19 protein-coding genes and 3 pseudogenes are annotated in these 26,731 nt (G+C 27.4%); 7 read left to right on the top strand and 15 right to left on the bottom strand.

All coding sequences use genetic code 11. From position 1 onward, the window contains the following. Positions 1–94: 94 nt before the first annotated feature. Positions 95–1,051, top strand: a pseudogene (locus Q6H37_RS02395) (IS1182 family transposase); the annotation flags it as partial. Between the two features lie 298 nt (positions 1,052–1,349). Here Q6H37_RS02395 and Q6H37_RS02390 read toward each other — a convergent pair. The 3 genes and pseudogenes from Q6H37_RS02390 to Q6H37_RS02380 form a co-directional block, all read right to left on the bottom strand. After that, positions 1,350–1,751, bottom strand: a complete 402-nt coding sequence (locus Q6H37_RS02390; protein WP_318738994.1) for a hypothetical protein — start codon at positions 1,749–1,751, stop codon at positions 1,350–1,352. Between the two features lie 372 nt (positions 1,752–2,123). Continuing rightward, positions 2,124–3,560: pseudogene (locus Q6H37_RS02385) on the bottom strand (IS1182 family transposase). Positions 3,561–3,769: 209 nt separating this feature from the next. Beyond that, entirely contained in the window at positions 3,770–4,171 is a 402-nt protein-coding gene (locus Q6H37_RS02380) for a hypothetical protein (RefSeq protein WP_318738993.1), read from the bottom strand. Positions 4,172–4,414: 243 nt separating this feature from the next. On the opposite strand from Q6H37_RS02380, the gene Q6H37_RS02375 reads away from it, so the two are divergent. The 3 genes from Q6H37_RS02375 (at position 4,415) to Q6H37_RS02365 (ending at position 7,953) form a co-directional block, all read left to right on the top strand. Further along, entirely contained in the window at positions 4,415–5,962 is a 1,548-nt protein-coding gene (locus tag Q6H37_RS02375) for a transglutaminase domain-containing protein (RefSeq protein ID WP_318738992.1), read from the top strand. 1,266 nt (positions 5,963–7,228) lie between these two features. After that, positions 7,229–7,792: a sigma-70 family RNA polymerase sigma factor gene (locus Q6H37_RS02370; protein WP_318738991.1), complete on the top strand. Its 564-nt coding sequence runs from the start codon at positions 7,229–7,231 to the stop codon at positions 7,790–7,792. After that, entirely contained in the window at positions 7,774–7,953 is a 180-nt protein-coding gene (locus Q6H37_RS02365) for a BhlA/UviB family holin-like peptide (protein ID WP_318738990.1), read from the top strand. The genes Q6H37_RS02370 and Q6H37_RS02365 overlap by 19 nt, the downstream gene beginning before the upstream one ends. 87 nt (positions 7,954–8,040) lie before the next feature. On the opposite strand, the gene Q6H37_RS02360 is transcribed toward Q6H37_RS02365, so the two are convergent. Next, the gene (locus tag Q6H37_RS02360) at positions 8,041–8,502 is read right to left on the bottom strand and encodes a cell wall-binding repeat-containing protein (RefSeq protein WP_318738989.1); all 462 of its coding nucleotides are present in this window, start codon (positions 8,500–8,502) and stop codon (positions 8,041–8,043) included. Further along, entirely contained in the window at positions 8,496–9,062 is a 567-nt protein-coding gene (locus Q6H37_RS02355; protein ID WP_318738988.1) for a cell wall-binding repeat-containing protein, read from the bottom strand. The genes Q6H37_RS02360 and Q6H37_RS02355 overlap by 7 nt, the downstream gene beginning before the upstream one ends. 293 nt (positions 9,063–9,355) lie before the next feature. Between Q6H37_RS02355 and tnpA the strand changes: the two are divergent. Continuing rightward, positions 9,356–9,829: pseudogene (tnpA, locus tag Q6H37_RS02350) on the top strand (IS200/IS605 family transposase). A gap of 200 nt (positions 9,830–10,029) precedes the next feature. Here the strand turns inward: tnpA and Q6H37_RS02345 are convergent. From Q6H37_RS02345 to Q6H37_RS02300, 10 genes are all read right to left on the bottom strand, one after another. Then, positions 10,030–12,030: a cell wall-binding repeat-containing protein gene (locus tag Q6H37_RS02345; protein WP_318738987.1), complete on the bottom strand. Its 2,001-nt coding sequence runs from the start codon at positions 12,028–12,030 to the stop codon at positions 10,030–10,032. A gap of 469 nt (positions 12,031–12,499) precedes the next feature. Further along, on the bottom strand, positions 12,500–13,195 hold the full coding sequence (locus Q6H37_RS02340; RefSeq protein ID WP_318738986.1) for a hypothetical protein: 696 nt from the start codon (positions 13,193–13,195) through the stop codon (positions 12,500–12,502). Between the two features lie 10 nt (positions 13,196–13,205). After that, complete coding sequence (locus tag Q6H37_RS02335) at positions 13,206–13,481, bottom strand: hypothetical protein (protein ID WP_318738985.1); 276 nt, start codon at positions 13,479–13,481, stop codon at positions 13,206–13,208. Positions 13,482–13,895: 414 nt separating this feature from the next. Then, positions 13,896–14,447: a hypothetical protein gene (locus Q6H37_RS02330; RefSeq protein ID WP_318738984.1), complete on the bottom strand. Its 552-nt coding sequence runs from the start codon at positions 14,445–14,447 to the stop codon at positions 13,896–13,898. Between the two features lie 573 nt (positions 14,448–15,020). Next, the gene (locus tag Q6H37_RS02325) at positions 15,021–15,257 is read right to left on the bottom strand and encodes a BhlA/UviB family holin-like peptide (protein ID WP_318738983.1); all 237 of its coding nucleotides are present in this window, start codon (positions 15,255–15,257) and stop codon (positions 15,021–15,023) included. Positions 15,258–15,532: 275 nt separating this feature from the next. Continuing rightward, complete coding sequence (locus tag Q6H37_RS02320) at positions 15,533–16,372, bottom strand: PIG-L family deacetylase (protein WP_318738982.1); 840 nt, start codon at positions 16,370–16,372, stop codon at positions 15,533–15,535. A gap of 258 nt (positions 16,373–16,630) precedes the next feature. Then, positions 16,631–18,514: a cell wall-binding repeat-containing protein gene (locus tag Q6H37_RS02315; protein WP_318738981.1), complete on the bottom strand. Its 1,884-nt coding sequence runs from the start codon at positions 18,512–18,514 to the stop codon at positions 16,631–16,633. A 218-nt stretch (positions 18,515–18,732) separates the two neighbouring features. Beyond that, the gene (locus tag Q6H37_RS02310) at positions 18,733–21,777 is read right to left on the bottom strand and encodes an AAA family ATPase (protein ID WP_318738980.1); all 3,045 of its coding nucleotides are present in this window, start codon (positions 21,775–21,777) and stop codon (positions 18,733–18,735) included. A 555-nt stretch (positions 21,778–22,332) separates the two neighbouring features. Then, positions 22,333–22,791, bottom strand: a complete 459-nt coding sequence (locus Q6H37_RS02305; protein WP_318738979.1) for a hypothetical protein — start codon at positions 22,789–22,791, stop codon at positions 22,333–22,335. A gap of 133 nt (positions 22,792–22,924) precedes the next feature. After that, positions 22,925–25,177, bottom strand: a complete 2,253-nt coding sequence (locus tag Q6H37_RS02300) for a glycoside hydrolase domain-containing protein (protein ID WP_318738978.1) — start codon at positions 25,175–25,177, stop codon at positions 22,925–22,927. 690 nt (positions 25,178–25,867) lie between these two features. Between Q6H37_RS02300 and Q6H37_RS02295 the strand changes: the two genes are divergently transcribed. After that, the gene (locus Q6H37_RS02295; RefSeq protein WP_318738977.1) at positions 25,868–26,353 is read left to right on the top strand and encodes an Lrp/AsnC ligand binding domain-containing protein; all 486 of its coding nucleotides are present in this window, start codon (positions 25,868–25,870) and stop codon (positions 26,351–26,353) included. Positions 26,354–26,449: 96 nt separating this feature from the next. Then, positions 26,450–26,683 carry a DUF378 domain-containing protein gene (locus Q6H37_RS02290; protein ID WP_318738976.1) on the top strand — a complete coding sequence of 78 codons (234 nt, stop codon included), beginning with the start codon at positions 26,450–26,452 and terminating at the stop codon, positions 26,681–26,683. The last annotated feature ends 48 nt before the right edge of the window (positions 26,684–26,731 follow it).

The raw sequence follows: 26,731 nt of genomic DNA, 5'->3' as shown, positions 1-26,731 counted from the left end.
CTCATTTACGTAATGAGCCCAGGCTGTTGATAAACATATTTTGTCAGCAGCTCTTTCAATTTTTCGCCCGATAGGGTTTTTAGGGAGGTAATATATGCTTACAAATAATTCAGAAAAACAAAATGAACTAGAATTAGTTTATATAGAAAATTTAGTTCCCAAAAATCATATCCTTAGAAAAATAGATAAATATATTGATTTTTCTTTTATAAGAGAACTAATAAAAGATTTATATTGTCACAATAATGGTAGTCCATCAGTAGATCCAGTAGTCTTATTTAAAATACTTTTTATTGGATACCTATTTGGTATACGTTCAGAACGTCAGCTTGTTAAAGATATTGAAGTTAATGTAGCTTATAGATGGTTTTTGGGATATAACCTTACAGATAAAATTCCAAGTCATTCAACTATAAGTCAAAATAGAATATCAAGATTTAAAGATACCAATATATATCAAAAGATATTTGATAATATTGTACTCCAAGCTATAAATAAAAAATTAGTAGATGGTAAAATTCTACACACAGATTCAACTCACTTAAAAGCTAACGCTAATAAAAATAAGTTTACTAAAGAAATAATTACTCAGTCAACTAAAGGATATCTTGAACAACTAGAAAAAGATATTAATAAAAATAGAATAGAATATGGAAAAAAACCTTTAAAAAAAGAAAAAATAGCTGAAACTAAAGAAATAAAAGTAAGTACTACAGATCCTGAAAGTGGATACATGGTTAGAGAAGGTAAACCGAAAGGTTTCTTCTATTTGGATCATAGAACGGTAGATGGCAAATACAATATAATAACTGATGTCTATGTAACTCCAGGAAATATTAATGATGTAGATCCTTATATTGATAGATTAAAAACACAAATAGAAAAGTTTAATTTTGACACAAAATATGTAGTTGCTGATGCTAGTTATTCAACTAATCCAATTTGTAAAAAACTTTCTGAGAAAAGTTATAAGGCCGTTTTAGGCTTTAGACTAGGACCGCATGCTAAAGACAAATTTACAAAATATAGATTTGAGTATGTTAAAAATTTAGTTTACGTGGAATCAAAAAAGTTTCTGAAAAATGCCTACTTACGGCTGCAGTTCAGAATATGAAAAAGATAGCCTGAGTGCTATCGCACATTTTTTTGATTTTACGAAGTAACTATTTACAAATATTTGCACATATTAATATTTTCTATAAATGCTGCCGTATAAATTAGAATCAATAATTTTACCCAGCACTTTTAAAAATGCTGGGTTCTTGAACAATCTGTAATAAACCTCATACTTATAAACGTATGAGGTTTATTATTTTTTAAAGAATTTTGTACATCTTTAAAAACATTTATTATACTCTAGAAAATGTACTACCATTATAATAGATATTAAAATGTGTATATCCAATTACTGTTGAACTTGAATTTCTAGCACATATGTCAACAGAATATGTACCAACTTTATTAATACTACTGCCAATATAAGTACTGTGAATACTTGAATTAAATACAGCTTCATATGCCTGACTGCTCCCCGTTACATCTACTTCATATTTATAAGCATTAACATTGTCCCAAACAAGATATCCACTTCTAGAAATATCTGCACCAAATGATTGTACTGATACATAACTTACATAATTATTGTCTTTACTATTTAAGGTTGCAGCTTTAGCACTTCCTCCTAATACAAAACTACTTGATCCAATGATTGATACTGCCATTAAACTAGCTAATATTTTTTTTGATTTCATAATAATTTCCTCCCACCATTATATGTAAGATAAATATATTTTATACATATACGGTACATCTACCCCAATTATTTGTCAAATTATATTATATTTTACTTTTGAAGTAATCTATTGAATTGAATGTAATATTAGGTTATAAATAATAGATAAAAATTTACACATTCAATTTTATACATACATAATTGCAATTATCTTTTATCCTATTTTTATAAAAGTATTACTGTAAAAAATAGAAATCTTTTTGCTTATACTACTAAACAGCAAATTATAAATTATCTTTAGTAAAGAAATGTATAGTAGTAAACCTAATACTTTTAATAAGTATTAGGTTTCAGATTGTTCATAAACCCAGCACTTTTTAAAGTACTGAGTTTAATTTTGTCTTAAATATTTATGCGGTAGCATATAAAAAAAGAATGTTGTCCATAAATTGTTTAATGCATTCTTTAAAAATTGCAAAAATAGGTGCGATAGCACCCTGGCTATCTTTTTCATATTCTGAACTGCTGCTGTTAATAAACATTGTTCAGAAACTTTTTTAATTCCACGCATACGACAATAGCGCAGACCATGGAGATTTTTTGAATCTGCAAAGCTACGCTCAATAGTTTCTTTTCTTCTTTTATATAGCCATTTTCCTTTATCAGTCCTTAGTAAATTTGATTACTTTATCTTTGTAATCTTCCCAGACATGACGATAAACAACTTTTCTTTTACTTTTATCTGATAAGCAATTTTCTTTTTTATTGCATTGACTGCAGTACTCGATTTTGCATGCATATTCTCTATAGCCATCACGGTTAGTAGTTCTATATTCTAATGCTCTTAAATCTGGATAATAATATACATCTTGTTCTTTAACATATTGAAATCTAAATTTAGTAAATTTACCTTTTACATGAGGACTACGTCTATAGCCCATAACTGCTTTTAGTTCTCGTTCAAATATTTGCTTGCAAATATTATTAGTAGAATAACCAGCATCGGCTCCAACATATTTAGTTTTCAAATTAAACTTTTTAATTTGAACATCTAGTCTTTCTATATAAGGATCTACATCATTTATGTTACCAGGTGTTACATAAACATCTGTTATTATGTTATACTTTCCATCTACAGTTCTATGATCTAAATAAAAAAATCCTTTTGGTTTTCCATCCCTATGCATATAGCCACTATCAGGGTCTGTAGTAATGGTCTTAATTTCTTTAGTTTTTTCTATTTTATCTTTTTTTTAGAGGTTGTTTTCCATGAGCTGCTCTATCCTTATTAATGTCGTCTTCTAACTCATTAAAATAGTCTTTGGTTGATTGTGCAATTTGTTCTTTTGTAAACTTGTTTTTATTAGCGTTAGCTTTCAAGTGTGTAGAATCTGTATATAGAATTTTACCATCTACTAATTTTTTATTTATTGCTTGAAATACAATATTATCGAAGATTTCTTGGTATATATTTGTATCCTTAAATCTTGTTATTCTATTTTGGCTTATAGTAGAATGACTTGGGATTTTATCTGTTAATGAAAATCCTAAAAACCAGCGATAAGCTACATTTACTTCAATTTCTTTCACGAGCTGTCGCTCTGATCTTATTGCAAATAAGTAACCTTATAAATAACATTTTGAATAAAACTACTGGCTGAATTGCTGGTCGTCCATTATCAGGACAATAGAAATCCTTAGTTAAATCTCTTATAAATGAAAAGTCTATATATTTATCAATTTTCCTTAAGATATGATCTTTGGGAACTAAATTTTCTATATATACTAACTCTAATTGTTGCTGTGCGGAATTATTTTCTTTAATCATAATAGTTAACTCCTTAAAAAATCTGATATTATATTAATTCTACACAAAGTCTTAAAATCCTTTTTGAATTCAAAAAAAAGCCCTATCGGGCTAAAAATTTAGAAAGTTGCTGACAAAATATGTTTATCAACAGCCTGAAACCTAATACTTTTAATAAGTATTAGGTTTATTATTTTTTTAAGAATTTTATACCTCTTTAAAAACATCTATTATACTCTAGAAAATGTACTGCCATTATAATAAACATTAAAATGTGTAGACCCAATTTCACCTAATCCATCTCTAGCAGTTACTGTAATTGAATACATACCAGCTTTATTATGTAGCTTATCTCCAATATAAACACTGCAACTACCATCCGCTATATACGATCCAAAACCCGCTTCGCTTCCCATTACATCTACGCTATAAGTAAAAGCATTAACATTGTCCCAAACAAGATATCCACTTCGAGAAATATCTGCACCAAATGATTTCACTGACGCATAACTTACATAACTATTGTCTTTATTATTTAAAGTTGCAGCTTTAGCACTTCCTCCTAATACAAAACTACTTGATCCAATAATTGACAACGCCATTAAACTAGCTAATATTTTTTTTGATTTCATAACAATTCCTCCCCTATAATATGTAAAATAAATATATTTTATACATATATGGTACATCTATTCTAATTTTTTGTCAAATTTTTATATTTATTCATATAAAATATATTAATTATAATAAATTACATATATGACAACTAATTATACTATGGAACTAATTTTGCTAATTATAAATAATATATCAATTAATGCAATCCATATGATATAATTAAATATATCCATTTTTATACTAAGGAAGTGATATACTTGAAAAGAAGTTTCAAATTGTTATTCAACATATTAATTATATTTCTAATTACATTTTCTCCTTTTCTTGTGAGAGCATCTGAGTCAAAAACCTTAACTGAATTTTATAATTCTGATATTAAATTAAATAGCATAAATAAAAGGTATTACAATGAGAGCAGTATTGTAAAAAATAAAAATCTTTGCTCTGATACTGATAAACAGCAAGGGAAAAAAATAATAGTTTCTTATAATAACAACTATTGCACTAATATAGATCAGATAGAAGAAATGGCTAAAGATAATATTCTTAATAAAAACACAAATTTTTTAATACACTATACAGGAAATCTTTCAGATTTATTAGGTTCGCCAAATTTTCCAAAGAAAGTAGTCAATTATGTTATTGCATATGATAATTATGCAGGATATTGTGTTACCAACTGTATTACAACTTTTTATGGCTATGACAAGAATATAGATATAAAATTTGATGTAACATATTTATTAACACATGATGAAGAAATTTGGGTAGATAATAAAGTGGATTCTATACTTCAAAATATAATAAGTAACTCTATGACACAGGATCAAAAAGAAAAAGCTATACATGACTATATAGTTGCCAATGTTGCTTATGATGAAACTGCTAAAAAAAATAATCCTTATTACGCCTTACATGATGGAAAAACAATGTGTCAGGGTTATGCACTTCTCGCGTGCAAAATGTTAAGTAAAGTAAATATTAAAAACTTACTTGTTTTAGGTAGCGTAGATGGAAGCAGTACTTATAATCATATTTGGAATCTAGTAAATCTAAACGGAAAATGGTATCATTTAGATTGTACATGGGATGACCCGATACCAGATATCCCCAACCGTAGATGTTATAATTACTATAACCTAACAGATGATGAATTAGCAAAAGATCATGATTGGGAAATGTCGAAGTATCCATTTGCTGATACAAAATATGATTTAAGTCTTACTAATATTCCAGTTAAAGCTGTAGAATTAGACAAGCATAAAATAACTTTGAAAGTAGGAGAAACTACTTCACTGACTGCTAGTGTCTTACCAAGTAACGCTTCTAACAATTCTATAAAGTGGAACTTCAGTGCAGAAGGAGTAATTTATTTTGATGGAAAAACTATAAAAGGAGTAAAACCTGGTACAGTTTATGTAAATGCACTATCAAATGATGGAACTTTTAAAGATACTTGTATTGTAACAGTAACTAATGAAATTGCAGACCCAATAGATATTAATGATTCAACACAATTACAAGAAAAGATTAATGTAGATAAAGATAAATCCTGGAAAATAAGGTTTAATAAAAATATATCTACTTCTGCACTAAATAAAGATAATGTATTTATATTAGACGAGTTTAATAATAAAGTAGATATTAATTTAAGGTTTGATGTAAATAAAGATACTTTAATAGTTGAACCTTTAAAAAATTATATTTCAGGCAAAACTTATTATCTAGTTATAAATAAAAAAATTTATTCTGACTCAGGGAAAACAATGATTAAAAATATTATAATGAAATTTTCAATTAAATAAAAAAGTAACTTTTTAAACTACTACTGTTACATCAATCCAATAATAAATAATTGACAAATTATAAATGCCTACGGCACCTGTTAAAAATGCCGTAGGCTTCTTAATTGTATTAAAATTAGGCTATCTATTCAAAACACAAAATTAGACTACTTCTATAGTTTAAAACATAGTTTTTTAAATTTTAATTTACATTATAAATCAGCAATATACCCAGGAACATACTCCATATTTTCTAGAATATTAGATTTTACTATTCTTGTCACTTTAAGCATTGAAGTTGCTACTTGAAATGATTCTTTAAAAAAATATATAAGTACCTATGCTATGAGTTCTGTATAAATCTGAACTTTAATACTATTGTTATTGTGTGTTATACATTTCTTAATCTTCAGATGACATATCAAATATATTTGTTAAAACTCTAAATTCTTCTTCATTTTCGTCAAAAGCAACAATTTCCATATAAATATTATAAGCTTTATTTTTGCTATATTTAGTTTCTAATGTAATTTCACAGCCAAATATAAGCTCATTATCGACATAGGTACTTCGCGTTTCTTCAACACAAATGTTGGAATCTTACCTTGTTATAAATTTGAATCTATCATCTCTTAATTTATAATACCAACTGTAGTCATAGTATCCCATATAGAAAAAATAAATACAATATTTATTTTTAATCATATCATCTATACATTTTCTATCATTAACCTTTCATGTGACAATGTTAACTAACCATTTCGGTATATTTACCATTAAACAAAATACTTATTTTAACACCTGATTCTTTTGCTTATTATCATAACAAAAATGCTTTGCTAATTTAAAAGGCAATACTATCATTGTTAAATCAATTATTTGTAAATCTATAAGTTTTTCTTTGATGCAACAGTAGTACTTTTTAAGCTACTTTTTTATCTGTATATTTTTTTATTTTTCCGAAAATTATGTCAAATTATATTCATTTAATTCTTATTTAAATTTCACAAATTTTATTTAAAAACTTGTAATTATTGAACTTTAGGCATTTATACTGTAGATTTGTTCGAAAATTATAGTAGTTTTAAAATTATTTATAAGAAATATTATAATGGCTTTTATACCACATTCAGCTATCTTACAACTTATTTCAATGAAATTTAATGTAGTATATTTAGACATAATAAAAAATTCCCAAAGACATTTAATATTAATAGCCAAAACGGTTTACAAATTTTTTAAAATATCCTTTTTATTTGTAAAACTGTTTAAAAGGTGGGAATATCCATGAAAAGTAAATTGTCAAATTTAATTAATTCTTCTCAAAATGGTGATAAAAATTCTATTTTAGAAATAATAATTAAATTTACACCATTAATAAAAAAATATAGTAGAAAGTTAAAATATGATGGGAGTGATACAGATTTAATAATTCAACTTATTGAAACCATAAATAAATTTCCTTTATTTAAGAAACCATATCTAGAAAATGAATCATATATAGTTAGTTATATACATAATTCCATAAAACATGAGTACATTCATCTATCTAAAAAATATCAAAGATTATATAATATGGAAGCAACTTTAAATTTAGAAATATTGAAAGATGCCACAATAAACTATACAAGTGCTATAGAAGATAAAATAATTTTAGCCAAGTTATTAGACAAGCTTTCTAAAACACAAAAAAAAATAATTATGGGAATATTTCTAAAAGATTATTCTGTAACACAATTAGGGCAAAAATTTGGTATATCTAGACAATCTGTTAATAAAACAAAAAATATAGCATTAAAAAAACTTAGAAATGAATTGAATGATGATAAGTTATGGAAAATGAAATACTAAAAATGGCCTCAACTCAAGAAAAAAGAGATACTAGGCAAGAAGAAAGAGAAAAAAATTATCAAGAAATTATATCAAAACTTACTGAAAAATTTAATATAGTTGATGATATAAATAAAAATGTTAATGAAATAGAAGATTATGTGTTTAAAAATAATAAATAAATGGCTAATACAAAAGCTATTGAAAAACATCAATAGCTTTTGTATTTATTATATACCATTTTCATAAATAATTTTTAATTTTAAAAATTAAGATCTTAGAATACTCTTGTTTATTTGATCAACTGTACTATTAGTAATAACTCCTGTCCCACCTATGACAGTTAAATCTGATGTTTTATTTATATTATCACTTATAAACTTTATTGCATTGCTTGTTGATGGGTTTCCATTAACATCCAATAGTACTAATGGAGATTTATTCTTTCCAGATAATACAGATGCCACCAATGCATCTGCATATCCATCATCACTACTTGCATTTGCAATATATATTTTATTAAAATTTAATGATGAACTAAACTTTAACAATACATTCAAATTAGTATCAAATCTATTGGCTCCTCCTTCAATTCTAACCATACCATTAACTTCATTATATATTTTATCATTTATTATCTCTTTTGTTCCAATAACCGTAACTTTTGAGTTATGTGATTTTACAAAATCCATTGTTGGCTTTATATAATCCATATCATTATTAGCTAACAAAAGAATTTGTTCTTTAGTGATGCTATTGATACTGCAGATAAAGCATCAGAGAATCCTTCTCCAATAGCCATTATAATATTATTTGGATCAACTCCTAATTTAATTAATTCATTAGCAACAGATATATTAGTTTCATATTTATTTGAGCCACTTAACTCCATTAATGCATACTTAGATTTTAATTCTTCTCTTATATTCTTTGAAATCGAAGCATTTCCACCTATTACATATACCTTTTTAGCTTCTAATTTGGATAAAGCTTCTTTAGTATTTGAATCTAATACATTACTTGGTGTTAATAATATAGGAGCATTTAATTTTTCAGCTAACAAAGAACCACTTACTGCATCTGCATACCCTTCTCCAGACACCAATACAACATTATCTGAATTCCCCCAATTTGTTGTAGCAACTTGTGCTGCTGTAATATATCTATCAGCACCACTTATTCTTGTAACCTTTCCTATTTCTGCTTTAACTGGATTACCTAATAAAGTCATCGCTATAAATAACGATATTATCTCTGCATATACACAATATTTAAAAACTTTTCTGATCATTTTATATATCACTCCATTTAATATATTTTTTTACATATATGAAAATTATATCAACAAACTATAATATGTTCAAAAGCAAATCAGTATAAAAACTTTTATTATTATTAAATATTGAAAAATAATAAGCCCCAGACATTAAATTCTGGGGCCTTATATTTTTGTTTAACGAATACCACCGGTTATACCGGTGGTTCTAAAAAGCTTTTAGCTATGAGTAGAAAAAAATAAAACCTCCGATGTAAAATGAAAGTGGGTTTGCCAACCACAACAAAATACAAAGGAGGAGTATCCAAATGGATAACAACAGTTTAGCACACAGTAAATGGAATTGTAAATATCACATAGTGTTCGCACCAAAATACAGGCGACAGATAATATACGGAAGTATAAAAGCAGATATAGGTCAAATCTTGAGAAAGTTGTGTGAGCATAAGTAAGTAGAAATAATAGAAGCAAATGCATGTGCAGATCATATACATATGCTTGTGAGTATACCACCAAAGTTGAGTGTTGCATCATTCATGGGATATCTAAAAGGTAAAAGTTCATTGATGATATTCGATAGACATGCAAACTTGAAATACAGGTATGGCAACAGGCAGTTTTGGTGTAAGGGATACTATGTGGACACGGTTGGAAGAAATAAAAAGATAATTGAATAATATATAAGAAAGCAAATACAAGAAGATATAATAGCAGAACAAATCAGTATAAAAGAATATATTGACCCGTTTACGGGTGAGGCAGTTAATAAGGTCAAAAAATAAAACCCCTTTAGGGGTAGACCGTAGAAATCTGCGGTTGGCAGGCCTTTCAGAATGTCTTTAGACATAAGCCAGTAATATGCCCTTATAGGGCTAGAGCAAACCACCCGTTTTACGGGTGGTCCTGATTTAATTTTATTTTTATATTAAATAAACTACAACTGCCTATCTCATACTTAATACAGTAAAAAAACTAAATATCTTTATATGCTTGATAATATTGATGATGATATTGTTCCTGTAGGAGATCCTAAAATAACTGGACATACTATATTTTTTGACTTGAGATTATTAATTATACCTCTTGCTCCACTAGATAATGAATAACCATCAGTAAGAAGTACAGGGGCATTAAAGTTAGCACCTAGCATAGCAGCAGAAGACATATTTTTAAATTCATCTCCTCGAGCTAATACAACATTATCATAATCATAGCTATTCCAAAGTTGTTTTACAATTTGTACTGATGTATCATATCTATCAGAACCATAAACTCTTTGTACATTACTTGCAAAATTTCTTAAAGCAGATTCTACTGAAGAAGATACTAGAGAAGTACCTCCAATAATTATAATTCTACGTGGTCCAAAATTGTATAAAAAATCCTTGTTTTTAGAATCTAATGTATTAGAAGAATCATTAACTAATATCGCTGCATTCATTTGAGCTCCAAGGGAACCAGCACAAACTAAGTCTGGATAATCATAATCATTAACCATAATTATAGTATCACCTGTACAATGTTTTGCTATTTCCACAGCAGTTCCTACTCTATCTGATCCGAAAATACGTTCTACAGATAAATTATCTCTTTGACTTTTTAATTCATTTTCTATATCATTTGAAATTATAGATGGTCCTGCTAATATTTCAACTTTTTTTAATCCGAACACATGATAAGCGTGACCATTAAAATATTCAATTCCACTATCTAAAGAGGAACCATCTGTTAAAAATAATGGATATCTTCTTTTAGTATAATTTCCAGGAGCACATAGTACAGCACCAGCAGAACTAGCTACATAATCATCGTTTCTAGCTAACATGCAACCATCTACACTAAGTCCTAATTTTCCTCCTATTGAAACAGAAGTGCTAATATCTGAATAATTACCAAAATCTTGATATGATTTTACTGGTAAAGGCCAAAAACTTTCACTAAATTTAGCAGAAGAGCTTAATCCTTTTTCTTCGTAACCACCAGTTTCCATTTTCAGTTGAGACACTAGATATTCTACATATTTTTTACTAGCTCCATAAACATTTCTCATACTTCTAGTTCTAGCCTTACAAGAATCTTTCACTAATTTATCAAAATCATTTTCATTACTTTTTTCTACATCAAAACTTATTAATGCTACAGCATCTTTAATTTGAACATCATCTTTTACCCTCCAAATGGCTTTTGAAATACTTTCCTTCTGCCAAGAATTAACTACTAATAAGCCTTGTTCATCATATCCAACAACGCAAAGGAAATGTCCTCCTATTTTGTTATTAGGATCTTCATAAAAAACTCTATTAGTATTGTCTTCTCCTGTTATATTTATAGCAATAATTACAGGTACACCTGCACATACAAAAGTTTTTATTTCTTCTCTTGTTAATGCTTCAATACCTCCATATATTATTCTATGATTTCTTGCACTTTCTAAATATCCTTTTGGATTTTTGTTAATTTCACTTTTGCAATTATACGGCGTTGGATCTTGAATATTCATTTCTGTAAGAAGCACATCCCCATACCTCATAACTGCTTGCATCAAATCATCTATATTCATTCCTGATTCATCTAAATATTTATCATCTTTGCTGGAAACATTATTCATGCACTCATCAAATATATTGCTGCAACCATATAGGAAGTTAGTACTAAATTGTTTGTAAATTCCTGTTTTGGTGTAGTTAATCAATTCTAAAGCATAACTAAAAGCATGTGGCCCACAAGAGCCATGAGATCCTTGATCTTTAGGTTTTAAAACAGTATTTACAGCATCCATAAAATAGCTACTAGGTATATCAATACCAAATGCACCTTCAACCGTACTTAATGATTTTTTATTGCCAAGTATAGAACTTAATAAATTTTTATTAAGCTTATTTTCAGTAGATCCATTACAAAAATTAGATTTACCTTTAAAGGGTGGTATTAACCTAATCTTATTTTCTTGATACATAGTAAAATACTCTTTTTCATCTGACATAATACATTCCTCCATTATTTTAATTTTTTATATCAATCGATTGATTTTGATTACAATAAATAAGAATAAATAATTAGCCATAATGTAAACCTAAATTTAAAAAATATTAAATCAGAATTAAAAACAAGTATTTTATTAATATGAACTCTTTGTAAATTAACCATACAAAAATAAAACTTAATAACTATTACCTACAATGTGAATTATTACACATATCTAAGAACATAAATATATGAGTATATAATGACATAAACTTTATTTCCAAATTTATTATAAAGGTATTATTAATGTATATTATATCAAAGGTTTTATCTTATATTTAGAAAGTGAAAACTTAATCATGTCAATATTAACTTTTTTATGAAACTAAGTAAGTATAATCTCTGCATTACTTCTTACTTTTTCAAATTTGTATTAAACTTTCTGATCTTTATCTTTATTTTAATATATAATTTGTCTCTACTATAAATTAAGAAACATATTTTTTATAAGCTACCTTGTACAAACCTTCTACCGTAGACCATTGTGGATCTGCAGCTATAAATGAATTAGGAATTTTATTGGTTATAGTTTCAACCAACTTTTGAGTAGTGCCACCTATAAATACTAATCCATCTAACTCTTCTATACGAAATCCATGTCTATTAATCTCGTCACAGGCATCATCAAAGAAACGCTTTTTACTATTTTCAATAATATCTTGGCTTTCTTTATCTATTTGTCCAAAATTAGATAAATATCCAACATCAAGAGCCCTTTCTGCAGCATCAAATTTAACTATATTACCTCTCTTATAACCTGTTAAATCATCAGCTACATAATTAGTTAATTTTATTGCACCAAACTCCTCTACAAAACGATCAGATGAAGGTGACATACAAATTCCATCAGTATAAAGAGAAAAGGTAAAATTTAATCCCCCAAAGTCAACTACTCCTATTTTTTTATTTTTAAAAAGATGTGGAGATAAATAAACTATCCCTGATCCCTCAGCTTTTATCATTACATTAGAGATTTCAAAACTATAATTTTTATCATTTACACTTATTTCTATAACTCCATTACCTTTTATAAAATCTTTATATTCTTGTTTAGCTTTTTCAATCTTTAAGACACTTATAGGACCATGCAAGAACCATATTAATTTTGTTATCTTTGGTGTCAAGATCTAAAAATTAAGTAATTGCTGTATAAGCACATACTTTATGCATAAATAAAGTTTTAGATGTTTCATAACTCTTTGTTTCTCCTTGTTCACCTACAATTAATTCATCACCATTAAATATTACTTTATAAGATTTACCTTCTGCATCTATATAGCCATTTTTAAATTCATATATTTTGCTTTTAATATCCACTTTCCTTATATCGCAAGTTAACCCTTTCGAACTTCTTCCCATTGCTTTAACGGCGTATTTCCCCGCATCTAAAGATATTAGGTATTCATTCATACATTATACCTCCACATTATTACAAATTATGGAAAGCCATTATATATGGATATATAGCAAATAAAAAAAGTCAAGAGAGTTAGATTTAATATTACTTTAAATCTATGGATATTAATAAAACTGAAAGTGCTCGCAGCAACAACTCAACGAGATGTAAATGATATATTAGAAGATCTAGCACTAGAATATATATACCTTTGACATGAAATTATAACAGTACAATAAACTAATACACTTAGATAAATTTTTGAATTTTTTTCAATAGCACTTAACATTCTGTATATATTTGTGGTATAGATAGTTCCACAATTTTTTAAAATAAGAACTAACTTTCTAAATTAACTAATCGTCTATCTTTACAATCAATCTAAGAAAACGCGTATTTTACACGCGTTTTCTCTATTAATTCTTATTTTACCAATTACCATAAACAGCAGTATCAAATCCACTTTGTACATTTATTTTAGTATCTATGAAATATGCTCCCCATATATTTCGGCCATGTTCAATGTTGTAGACTCCATATGCAGAAATACAATTCTTATAATGTTCCCCACATGCACTATTAGGAGTTATATAGGCATTACTTCCTGGCGCTAAGTAGCAAATAAATTCTCCACCAGAACCATAACAAGCAACAGTTTTATCAATTTTCATTATGGATAATGGTGTGCCAGGAACATTTGGTGAATAAACTATTCCAAATCCAAAGTTACTCCACTTACTTCTCCAATCCATATTATCATGTCTTGGGGAGCTTGTTGTGTTAAGCGTAAAATAACCATCAACTACACCCCCTCCATCTGGATTATGAAGCACACGACCATAACAACCACCGTCGCCTTGACATATCCAATCTATTACAAATCTCTCATTTTCTTGTATATATCCTTTTGATGTTTGAAAACCTAATGAAGTGTATAATTTGACACTAACTCCACTTTTATTAACTGCAAAATATCCCATATTGAATTCCTCTCTTTCATTAATTTATTTTTTACATCAATCGATTGATTGTGCACTAAATAATAATAAATAATTAACTCTAATGTAAACCTATAATTATTTTTATTAATTTAAAACTAATTATATAATCTTACGCAGTGATCAAATTGTTTCATATTAAAAGATTTAATGAGTATGTTATTAGTTTAGATTAAATCTCTGAGTTAATAAACAAATTTGATATTGAAGAACTAATACCAGCAAGAACTTAACAAAAAATTCACATAAAGTTACTGGGTTTTACACTTATCTTGGTTTCTATCTATTAAGAACATGTGCAATTACTATTATCCAACTTTCATTTGGAATATTCATAATATACATTCTTCAATACATTATTGTAGATCTAAATACTTAGAATAAGTTTTTATCAAATGCTTTAGTAGATTTTGCGGAAAGCTATATATGGAATAGTTACTAACTAAAGAAAAGAATTGATGATATAAATCCTTTAGTATGCAGATTATAATATATACTAAAGAGTTTATGATTACTATTCTTAAACTAATTTGGTTAAATATCAAAATGAAAATTCTAGTTACTAGCATTTTTATTTATATGTTGTTTAATCTCCACAACATCCTTTTGAATATTTTCTATCATTTCAAATTCATTTGTAAGTTTTAATATTATATTCTGATAGTTTTTCTCTCTTTCATCTTGATTTAAATCTCTTTTTTCTTGTGCCTTTACAATATAAAAAATAAGTACTATGGACAATGCAGCCCATATTCCTTGAGAAGCAGCTAGTTTAAATAACTCACTTTCCAATTTTTAGTCACCTCCTATACTTCACAAGATTTTTTACTAAATTACTTAATTTTCATATAATATAAACCTCTTTTAATCTGCTCATATTATACAAAGAAAAAAAGCAATAAAATGTAAATCTACACTTTACTGTTTTTTATTTTTATAAATGGAATAAACATATTTTTATTCATTTATTATATATCATATGAGTGTAGAATTTTAAGATAGAGTATAAAAAGGGCTCATTTACAGTAATGAGTCCTTTCTCATATCTTTATTTTAAAATATATCTATTATGCATGATAGTATGAGCATAAACATTTATTCACTTCTTTAAATAAATCATGAACTGACGCATCACCTATACCTAATCCAGTAGAGGTTGTATATTGTTGTAAAGCATTCTTAAACTGACCTACTAAATTAGCATTATATTCTTTACCAACAGTCACATTGCTACCTACTGAACCATCATATATAGTACCAGTAGTAGCTACTGAACCATAAGAATAATTATATCCCCCTATCATAAAAGGATTCTCCCAACAGTAAGGACTGCAATAAAATCTAGGATTACTTAACCCATAATTCTTTTGTAATCTTCGTACAGCTAATCCACATGCCTTATGGTCACCACTTAAATACTGCCCATAACTACTACTTGCAGGGTTAGGATCTCTTAAGTTACCATCTGTAGGCGAAGTAGTCTTAACCTCAAAATCAGGACTAAACTTACCAAACCTATAATTCGGATCATCATAAGTTAATAAACCCATTCCTTCTGCCATTTGTACTACATATTCAACTATTTTATCTATTGGTGTTTCGCCACCAGCATCTGGGGTTTGAGACATTCCAGTGTCATCTTTTATATCTAAATAAGATATTTTAGAAGCAGGCACTCCTAACTTTGCTAATGCTCTTCTTTGTTCATCCTTTCTTGCATTACTAAATTCTTTTCCAGACGGATATGACGGATGTTTAGGATCTCCGTTTAAGCTACTTCCTGTTCCATCGAATACAGATAATACATATACATCATTGTTAGGATTACTACTATGATTAGCTATAGCCATACCCATTGATAATGTTTCATCATCTTGATGTGGAGATATAAATAATACTGTTGCCATAATAATTTCCCACCTTCGTTAATTAATTTTTTATATCAATCGATTGATTTGTTGTACACTAAATAAAAACAAATAATTAACTATAATGTAAACCTATCTTAATTAATTATTTTTAAAAATATTAATTTAGGTTGCAACTTTTTCTACTAAAGGAAGAATCAATTTATAATTATCATTTGTATAATCACAATAGTTTCCGGCTGAAATTAAATAACCGCATGCTAATTTAAGCGTGCGGTTTATAACACAAAAATTTTTTTATTTCATTGATTTGTCTTGTAAGTATTTAAGATGCAAATTTATATTTTGAGAACCATCTATTTTACCCTTATATAGCCATCTAACAGCATCTCCAACATCAACCATGGTATAACAGTGGTAATAAATCCAATTACCTACAATGTTAGGTGTAGTTATAATAGATGCACCAAATCCAAAATCTAATTTTTCAATATCAATTAGTGTACTATTGCCACTTCCATCAATTTTAACTTTATGTAAACAACCATCTTTTGATTCATAATAAATCCAGTCATTTGCAATATTAAATGATTTACTAGTATTATACTCATCAACAATATTAACAGTTTCTAGATTATCAATTTTTGTTTTATAAATTCCATTAGAAGTTGAATAATATATAAATCCATTATCTAAAAGAATTTGACGCGCAGTATCATCTATTACCTTCATCTTACTTGAACCATCAAGTTTCATTTTATATATTTTAAAATTATCAGATTCATTTATGTAATAAGCCCAGTTTCCTATTATGTTTAATCCAAAAATTTGATCTTCTTTATTTAACACAGTATTTCCTGAACCATCAGTATTTATTTTACACAAATACTCTTTACCTTCTTTATTAGAATCTCCAACATAATAAATTATGTCTCCAATTACAATCATGTTCTTGCATGAGATATCACCAACTATTTTTGTTTTGCCAGAGCCATCCGTTCTTATTTTGTATATATCAGATCCTGTGGAGTAATAGATCCAATCTCCTAGAATATTTATGTATCTAAATAAACATGATGTATAATCTAATTTTGTACTTGAACTGCCATCTTCCTTAGATTTATACAAACCTCCAAATGGATAATTAGTATAATATACCCACTCTCCTTGTTTAGCTGCAAGTCCATCTAAACATACATTGCCATTAGTGTTACCTGCAGGATATATCATATAATTTATTAGTTCATCCGATATCACCTTACTTCCACCAATTATATTAGCTTCACACTGTGAAGGTATTTTGGAAAGTACAAAGTCTTTAGTGGATTGTCCAGAATCATCATTTACTAGTATAATAGCAGATGAATTTTTTGATGCTAAAGCAGAACCTGCTAAAGCGTCTGGAAAACTTTCACCATTAGCAAAATAAATTTTACTAAAATCAAGTTCATTTTTAAATTTATTTAATACTGCAATATTAGTATCATATCTACTATCACCATATGTTCTTTCAGCATTAGGCAGCGAACAAAAAATATCTTTACTTACTACAGAATCATCGCCAATTACATATGTCTTTAGTATATTTTTATTTTTCATATATTTAATTACAGAAGTTGGTAGATTATTACTAGGTGTAAGTATAATCGGCATAGATTTTTTAGCTGCAATGGGTGCTGCTGATACTGCATCAGGAAAATTTTCTCCATTAGCCACAAATATTTCACCTTTAAAATCTAACTGTTCTGCAACCTTAATTGCAGTTTCATATCTGTCTTGTCCCCAAAGTCTTGTAGTTTTAATATTTAGCTTTTCAATTTTATCTTTAACCGTATTAGATATAACTGCTGATCCACCAATGATAAATACCTGTTTTACTCCTAACTTTTTTAATTCCTCTTCAACTCTAGTGTCTAGCGTTGTTCCTGGATTCAATAAAATAGGAGCATTATATTTTTTAGCAAGTGGTGCTGCACTAAGGGCATCAGGAAAATTTTCTCCACTAGCTAAGACTGCGTATTCCGAACCATTTGTCCAACCACTTTTGCAAATTTCGATGGCTGTATTATACCTGTCATCACCACAAATACGCTGAATGTTAGTTGAAGCCATTACTTTAGTTGACATAGAAAAAGTCGTACCTACAATACACAGCATAATGATTAACTTGTTTTTCATCATTATAGTACCTCCAATATTAGTAAGTTATTTAAAATCAAGGTAAATCTAATTACCATTATACTATAAAAAGTATTAATTAGGTATAAATGGATAGTATTGTTTTTCATATATCATACATCATTAAACACAAAAATTATTACTAATGATAAAAAAACTATAAAACTAGGACATTAATCCTACTTTTTATAGTTTTTATTAAACTTCAGATTTAATTTCTTTCATTTTAATCTCTTTAAAGCATTAGCACTGTATTCATCTCTAGCTTCTTTTAAATATATTATTCCTTGTTTAACATACTCCTGAAAATCTTCATTTAAATATCCCTCAAATATATGTTTAAAATGTGTATTATCCTTTACATTTAGCAGTATTTCTGCCTTAGCTCTAAAAACCGTACCTATTTCCTTAGGATTCTTCAAAATTTTTGAATTTATATCAGCATTTTTTAAGAACTTTAAAGACTCTTCAAAATTTCCATCTTTCATCAAAATTATTGACATAAAGGCTTCTGCTATGGATTTTCCCCATATAATATCAAACTTTTTATAAATGTTTAAAGCTTTTTTAAAATACCTTGTTGATAAATTATAATCATTTGTATAAAAAGCTGTTTCTCCTGCATTAGTATAAAATAGAGCAAGACTAGTTAGTACATTTTTTTGTTCACATATTTCAATAGCCTTATTGTAGTAATCCAATGCTTCTAAAAAATTTTCTTTTCTCTTTCTTATGTCTCCCATATAATTATAGCAAGCAGCTATGTTTAAAGCATATTTATCAAAAGCATGCTTAGTTTCGCTTAAGGTATTTATAGATTCCTGCATTAACATTTGAGCTTCTTCATATTCTCCAACCATCTTTTTATATAAGGCCTTGAGTCTTAATATTATTCCAACCTCTTCATAATAATTACACTTGACAGCTAGTTCAAGTCCACAATTTATATGCTTTATCATTTCATCACTTTTATTTGTTTGAATACAATAGTAAATCATTTGCTTATAACCTTCTATAGCATAATCATTACACCCAATTTCATTAGCCTTATCTATCATATCTTGAATATTCTTTATTCCTTCTTCATACTCGCCTTTTCTTATTAAATATCTTCCTTTTATATGAAGTACACTTACTTCTAATTTTAGTACTTCGCTAGAATTTTGTTCTTTACTTTTTAAATTATCCAAGGATTTTTCAATTTCCTTAAGACTTTTAATTGTTTCTTTATCATTGAAATATAATTCATTATAGGATTTATTGCTATAATAAATTATAGGAAAAAGCTCATGGCTAAAATTAAGATAAACATTCAAATTTTTAATTCTATATTTAAGAGCATCTATATAATTATACGCATTTTCAAAATGATATATCAATTTATAATAAATATTAATATCTCCTATATTATTCTTCAATGTTTTTTCTATTATTTTACCTATTTTATTATGGAGTATTTTCTTTTTTGCTTCAGATAAGTTCATATATTGAAATTCTCTTAACTTTTGATGAGTAAATTTAAAACATATATTCTCTTCATTTATTGACTCTTTTAAAATAAATCTACCTTCAAGCTTTTCTATTATATCCATAATTTCGAGTTCATCTTTTTGTGTTAATTCTTTTAATATAAACATAGGCACTTCATCATGAAATAACGATGCTATTTCAACTATTTTTCTTTCATCCTCAGATATATCTATAAATCTAGTTTTTAAAACATCCTGCATCTTAGATGTCATTATATTTATATTATTTTTTGACTCTATTATATTAAGATATTCTTTAAGAAAAAATGCATTTCCTTCAGTTTCTACATATATTTTATTTATAATTTCCTTTGATAAACTATACTTTGGAAGAGCTTTTTTAATGAAATTTTCTACTTCAAAAGTAGTAAATCTATTAAGCTCTATAACCTCAATTCTGTCATACTTTTTTGCAGAAGTTAAAAATCTATCTACATTATGATTAAATTCATTTCTAAACGTAAGTAGAAACATTATATTATTTTCTTCGCATTTAGATATAATACTTGTAAGCAGGGAAATACTAACTGAATCCATCCATTGTATATCTTCAAATACTAATAAAATTTTTCTATCAATAGATATTTTTTTCAGTATGTATGTTAGTATATTTCCAACTACATCATGCTTTAATAGCTCTATGGTATCCTCTAACTTAACATTTTTCGAATATCTAAAATCATTATTTACTTCTGGAACAAGTTCCCTTATTATATTTTCTAAAATACCAGAAGTTTTATTCTTATTATCAGCTATAATATAAGCTAAACTTGAAATTATGTTTCTCCAAGGCTTTAACGCATATTCATTTTCAAACTGATAGCAGTTTGTTTCAAAAATATGGACTTCTTTATCTTTTTCAATAGTCTGAAGAAGTCTCTCCTTAAGGCTTGTTTTACCTATACCCATTTCACCTTTTATTAATATTGACTTTGAGTCTTTACCATTAATAAAATTTTTATAATTATTCTCCATAAGTCTTAATTCATTAATTCTTCCATAAAAATAATTTTCATTATTTTCTTCTTTATGTCTTACATCCATTAAATTTAGTACTTCTTTAAAAACCTCCGTTGTTTTAGGATCAGGAACTATAGATAATTCTTTATTTAGCATATCTGAAAGTTTATTGTATAATTCAATGGCACTATTAAATTTTCTTTGATTTTTATAACAACATATTAACTTTCTATAAGCATCCTCATCAAATTCATCAACTTTTATAACTAATTTGCAATATTTTTCAATTTCATCATAATTTTCAGTAATTTCTTCTGATTCCAATTTATCTTTAAGTCTTTTTAGATATATTTCTTGGAGATATTCATGCATTTCAAATACCCATCTTTGAAAGTTTTCAGCATCTTTAGGCATAAATCCCTTTAAAAATCCACCTTTATATATATCTACTTCATCTTTTTTATTAATAAATTTATCTACATCTGTATCTATTTTCGTATTTTCACTAAATAAAATTGTAGACTTATTTAAAAAATCTATTACTTCTTCTTTATCAAAAACTTTTTTTAATTTGTATATTGCATTTCTTAAATTTTTTCTTGAAATACTCTCTTCCATATCTGGCCATAAAAGTGCTGACAATTCATCCCTTGTAGCTTGTTTCTTTATTACCAAATAGCAAAATAGAGCTTGGACTTTACTATATGGAAATGATATGTTTTTTCCGTTGAATGTTGCAATAAAGTTCCCAAGTAGTTTTACATGGATATAATCCATACTATCACCTCTTAAATTGCACTTTATATATTCATAATTAATTATAAATATCACAAATTTTTTTGTCAATTTTTAAAAAATCTTTAAAATAATACTTTTTCATATTTATATATAACTAAAAATCAATGGTATCAATTATATTAATCGTCTCCATATATACCATCCAGCCTTTCTTTTTTAGTTAAAGTTATAATTTCTACATCAGCTTCAATATTTTGGTCTATTTCCTGCTTATCTTTCCAAACAAAATTATTTTAGGATTAAATATTATATTATGTATAATTAATTTTTGCAAACATGCTTTTTTTACAAATATCTAAAGGGTAGAAGCCTTATTTTATGACACTTCTACCCTTTTTCATGATTTCCACACAATACATATTCTGTGGAACTTATATTATTTTTCATACATTTTACGTATTAGCATAAAGATTGTCGGAAATGTTGGCGGTATTCCTATTATAACTGAATTTTAAATGCAAAGCTAAAACAAGAGATAATCCTTTTGTTTTTATTTACTATTATAATTTATTTACACTAACATGTTTAAAAGTATCAACCTCTCCTAAACAATTTCATAGTAATTACTACTACTATGACTATTACAATTATATATATAGGAACTATTAGGCAAGAATAATTCAACAAACTATATTGTTTTAAAAATATGAATATTCCCTCAAATGGAAGAGTTAAAATTATTAATGCTGTTAATAATTCAAGTGGAAATATTAACTTTGGAATATATAATCCATAATCCGAATATTTCCCAAATAATGAATTACTATCAATAGCAATAATCATCATTAATAATAGTAAAATAGAAAAAAATATTAATACACTTATTAAATTAACATTAAATTTAATAAATATAGTTACTAGCACTATTAATGCAATTAAATTTATTAAAGGAAACACTAACCAATTAGTTCCAGATATTTTAAAATAACTTAACAATAGAATTAAGCCTAATATTATAAAATATGTAATACAAATATTTTTAAAATCATCCATATTTCAAATGCTCCCGAGTACCATTCTACCTATATAATGCACTAACATTAATTATATGTCAATGCTATTCTTTATAATTTATTTTAATATATCTCAGTTTATTATATTAATATTTTTCGTCTAAATTTATACTCTAACTAGGAAAATCAATCCAAACTACTCCAGGAGATGGGATCGGATAATTAACTGCTCCATTCTCACAATATCCCTTAACCTTTTGAGCTTCAGCATGCTTGTTAACATCATCTCCAAATATCACCGTATAATCGGTTTTTCCATTTGCTGCTCTTATCTTACCGAATCCACTACTATACCATTCTCCAGCCATGCTCTTTCCATATATATCCTTAAGTAATCCTGTCTCATCAGAGCTTGAATCTACTTTTGTTGCCCCATTACAGCAATATAATTGTGTAAACACATCTGGACTAAATGAACTTGCTTTAATGTCTTTTAGATGATAAATATTAAAGCTTAACTTTGATTGTAAATCAGCACCTTGATCATATCCAAATTCTATGCTTCCCGGTATTCCATGTGAAAATATAGTTATGTTACCTATTTTACACTTATCTCTGTTTCTATTTATATATGAAGCAAATTCAGTAGTATCCTTGAAAAAAGCTATATTTACTTGTAATTTTTTTGCCGTATCTTTAAAATTTTCTAAATCCGAATAGTCATATGCTATTGATGAAATAAGCCATGTAACAATGTCATATGGATATTGTTCCCTAAATTTCTTTAATTCATTAATTGCAGGCTCAATAAAATTATATTTATATCTTTTTCCCAACTTTATCACATCAAAAATATTAACCTTACAATCATACTCACTACCAGATACAACAATTCTTTCTAATACTTTTTGAGCTGGATCTGGCAACCCACTAGCATTATTATTAAGTGTAATGTTTGACTCTCCTATGTTATCAACCGAGCATATATTATTATCTATTTCTATTTGAGCTGATCCACTACCTAACGTAACAGTGGAGATTTGATCTATTGTCCAATCTTTAGGTAAAGGGTACCCAAGATTTCCACTGAAGCCTGATGACATATCACATACAAAACTACTACAAGAATATCCTTCTGCAGCTACCCTGCTACATACATTTCTAGCTCCATAAATTCCTATTTTATAGTCTGTCTTAGTTCTACTAAATGCCCTATATATTTCTCTAAAATATGGGAGTACTGAAGATGTAACATTTCCATCTAACGCGTCAAAATCTACTGTAAAGTAAATTATAGTTCCTTTATTAAAACCAAAGTCATGCGCTACTTGTATCGCTTCTTTTGCATCAATAATACCTTGATATGGAGTAAAGTATGATAATTCATATCCGCCGGTTTCAAATATTGGAATAATTTTAAGACCAGATATAAATATTGTATTTATTTCTGTTGATGTCATTTTATACTTTCCGGTTAAATACCTCCCGATTGCTTTATATCCATTATTTTTTAGTGTTTTTGCTTTATCAGATGTTATAGTAGATGCACAATCACAAGCAGTACCTTTTCTTGTATTATCTCCTGTACTTACTAGTAATGAAGCCCAAGTTTGCATACCAGCTGTACCATCTACCGATAAACAACAAAATTTTTGGAAGTTTGTAACCGCCATTTTAACTCCCTCTTCATATTTGCCATTCAATCCATTTGGATCGAACTTATTACAATATAATGCACATTGTAATAAAAATGTAAAATTCGACTTAGTAGTTCCTAAGGATAATACAGGGCATCTACTCTTTGTAGTAGGTCCAAAAACTCCATTTGGAACTGAAATTCCTTCTTCAATCTGTAATGCATATAATAGTGCCTTATTTGTTGCTCTTGCATATATACCATCGCAAGGAACTAAACCAATATCACTTGCAAAATATTGATTTGACGAATATTTTTGATTTAATCTTTGTTGTATTATTCGTATATTAGGATCACCATTATATCCTCCAAAATTAAGCAATGTAAAAGCATCCATTGATAAGATAGACTTCATAAGTAACGCATTTACATTACCAGTCTGATCCAACCCTGCATTTAATTGTAATTTCGATACTGCTGCTGCTGTATTATCTCCAAATACTCCTGTAAAACCAGTAGGGTTATAGCCTTTACAAAATAGACCTCCCTGTAAAATATATACTTGATTCACATTAGGCGTTCCCTTTACAAGCATTTTAAATGCAGCTGTTGTTGCTGGTCCAAAATTTCCATTTGGATTATATATACCCAATTCAATTTGTAATGCTGTCACAAGTGCATTCATCGTTGCCCATCCAGTCGCCCCATCCTCTGGAATTGTTGAATAACCTCCCTTTCCATTATACGTACTATTAAGCCATTTTTGTGTTTTTAGTACCATTTCATCCATACTTAAAACCTCTTTCCTTAAATTTATTTACATATAAACAAAAGAAAAGCTAAGTATATTTGTAAACCTATATATCAAGTTTTTTAAATTGAGAGTGTTTTAGTATGGAAATATATTACATAAAAGCAGTAGTCAGCGAATTTCACCAAGACAAAATTATGTGGATAATCATGATTTGATTTTATACATATCTTGATAATTCTTATACAAAGACAATTGCTGAAAACAGACTTGTAATAGAAGGATTAAGAAATCAACTGGATAAAAATGTAATAGATATTTAGATGTTATTCATATACCAGATCATGGCAACAACAGCATTATGTTATATAATAATAAAAATAAACTTCTTTTTATAAGTTAAGTTAAATTATCGAAATTCGGAAATTAAGAATTTTCTTGATTCACCCCTGACTTTTGTGTATCAAAGTTAAAGGACTGCGCCCAATTTACGAATTTAATTTAAGATTATCCTTGTTAATTTACAAATCATGTGCTATTATTTACTTTGCACAAATTGATCCTATAAATCAGTAAGTTCTTTTTCATGATAACGTTTGAAATTGTTAATTTAACACTTTTTTTGGTATAATGTTAATAACATATTATTTATACTGATTATCTTACATATAATAAATATTTGTTTTTCGCAATTAATAACCATTGTATTTAATATAAGGAGTGATACATATGAATTTAAAGGTTAACGGATTAGACGACTTAGATCTTCAGATACTACATATTCTCATAAAGGATTCTAGAACTCCATTTCTTGAAATAGCTAGACAATGTCATGTAAGTGGAGGAACTATCCATGTTAGGATGAAAAAAATGGAGGATCTGGGCATAATTAAAGGAACCAAGATGATTATAGATAACTCAAAACTTGGCTATGATGTTTGCTGTTTTATAGGAATATATTTAGATAAAGCTAATACTTTTAAGGAAACACTAGAACAATTAAAGCTTATAAAAGAAATTGTTGAACTTCATTATACCACTGGAGAATATACTATATTTATAAAAGTAATTTGCAAAAATATAGCAGACCTTCAGAATTTATTAATGAATAAAATTCAAAAAGTTGATGGCATTCAAAGAACAAACACTTTTATTTCTTTATATCAACCTGTAGATAGAAATATAGAATTGGATATTATGATTAAAGAACAGTAAAAACGGGAAAATTTTTTCCTGTTTTTTTTATTTGCTTATAATTTTTAAAAATATGCAAATAATAATCTTGTATAAAATTATAAAGGAGATGTAACCATGAAAACATTAGATGTTATCGCACTAATATTGGTAATTATAGGTGCTATAAACTGGGGATTAATTGGATTTTTCGGATTCGATTTAGTAGCTATGTTATTTGGGACTATGTCTACCTTCACTAGAGTTATATATGCTCTTGTAGGTATAGCCGGCTTATATGCTTTCTCATTATTTGGCAGGGACAGAGATCCTGATAGAGATAGGGAGCATGACAGAAGAGAAGTTAAATAATTTTAAAAAAGTAGATAGAAAATTTTCTACCTACTTTTTTTACTTTAA

This window comes from Clostridium sp. JS66 (genome assembly GCF_033561535.1).
GTDB classification, from domain to species: domain Bacteria; phylum Bacillota; class Clostridia; order Clostridiales; family Clostridiaceae; genus Clostridium_AM; species Clostridium_AM carboxidivorans.
This window is presented reverse-complemented; position numbering and strand designations above follow the sequence as displayed.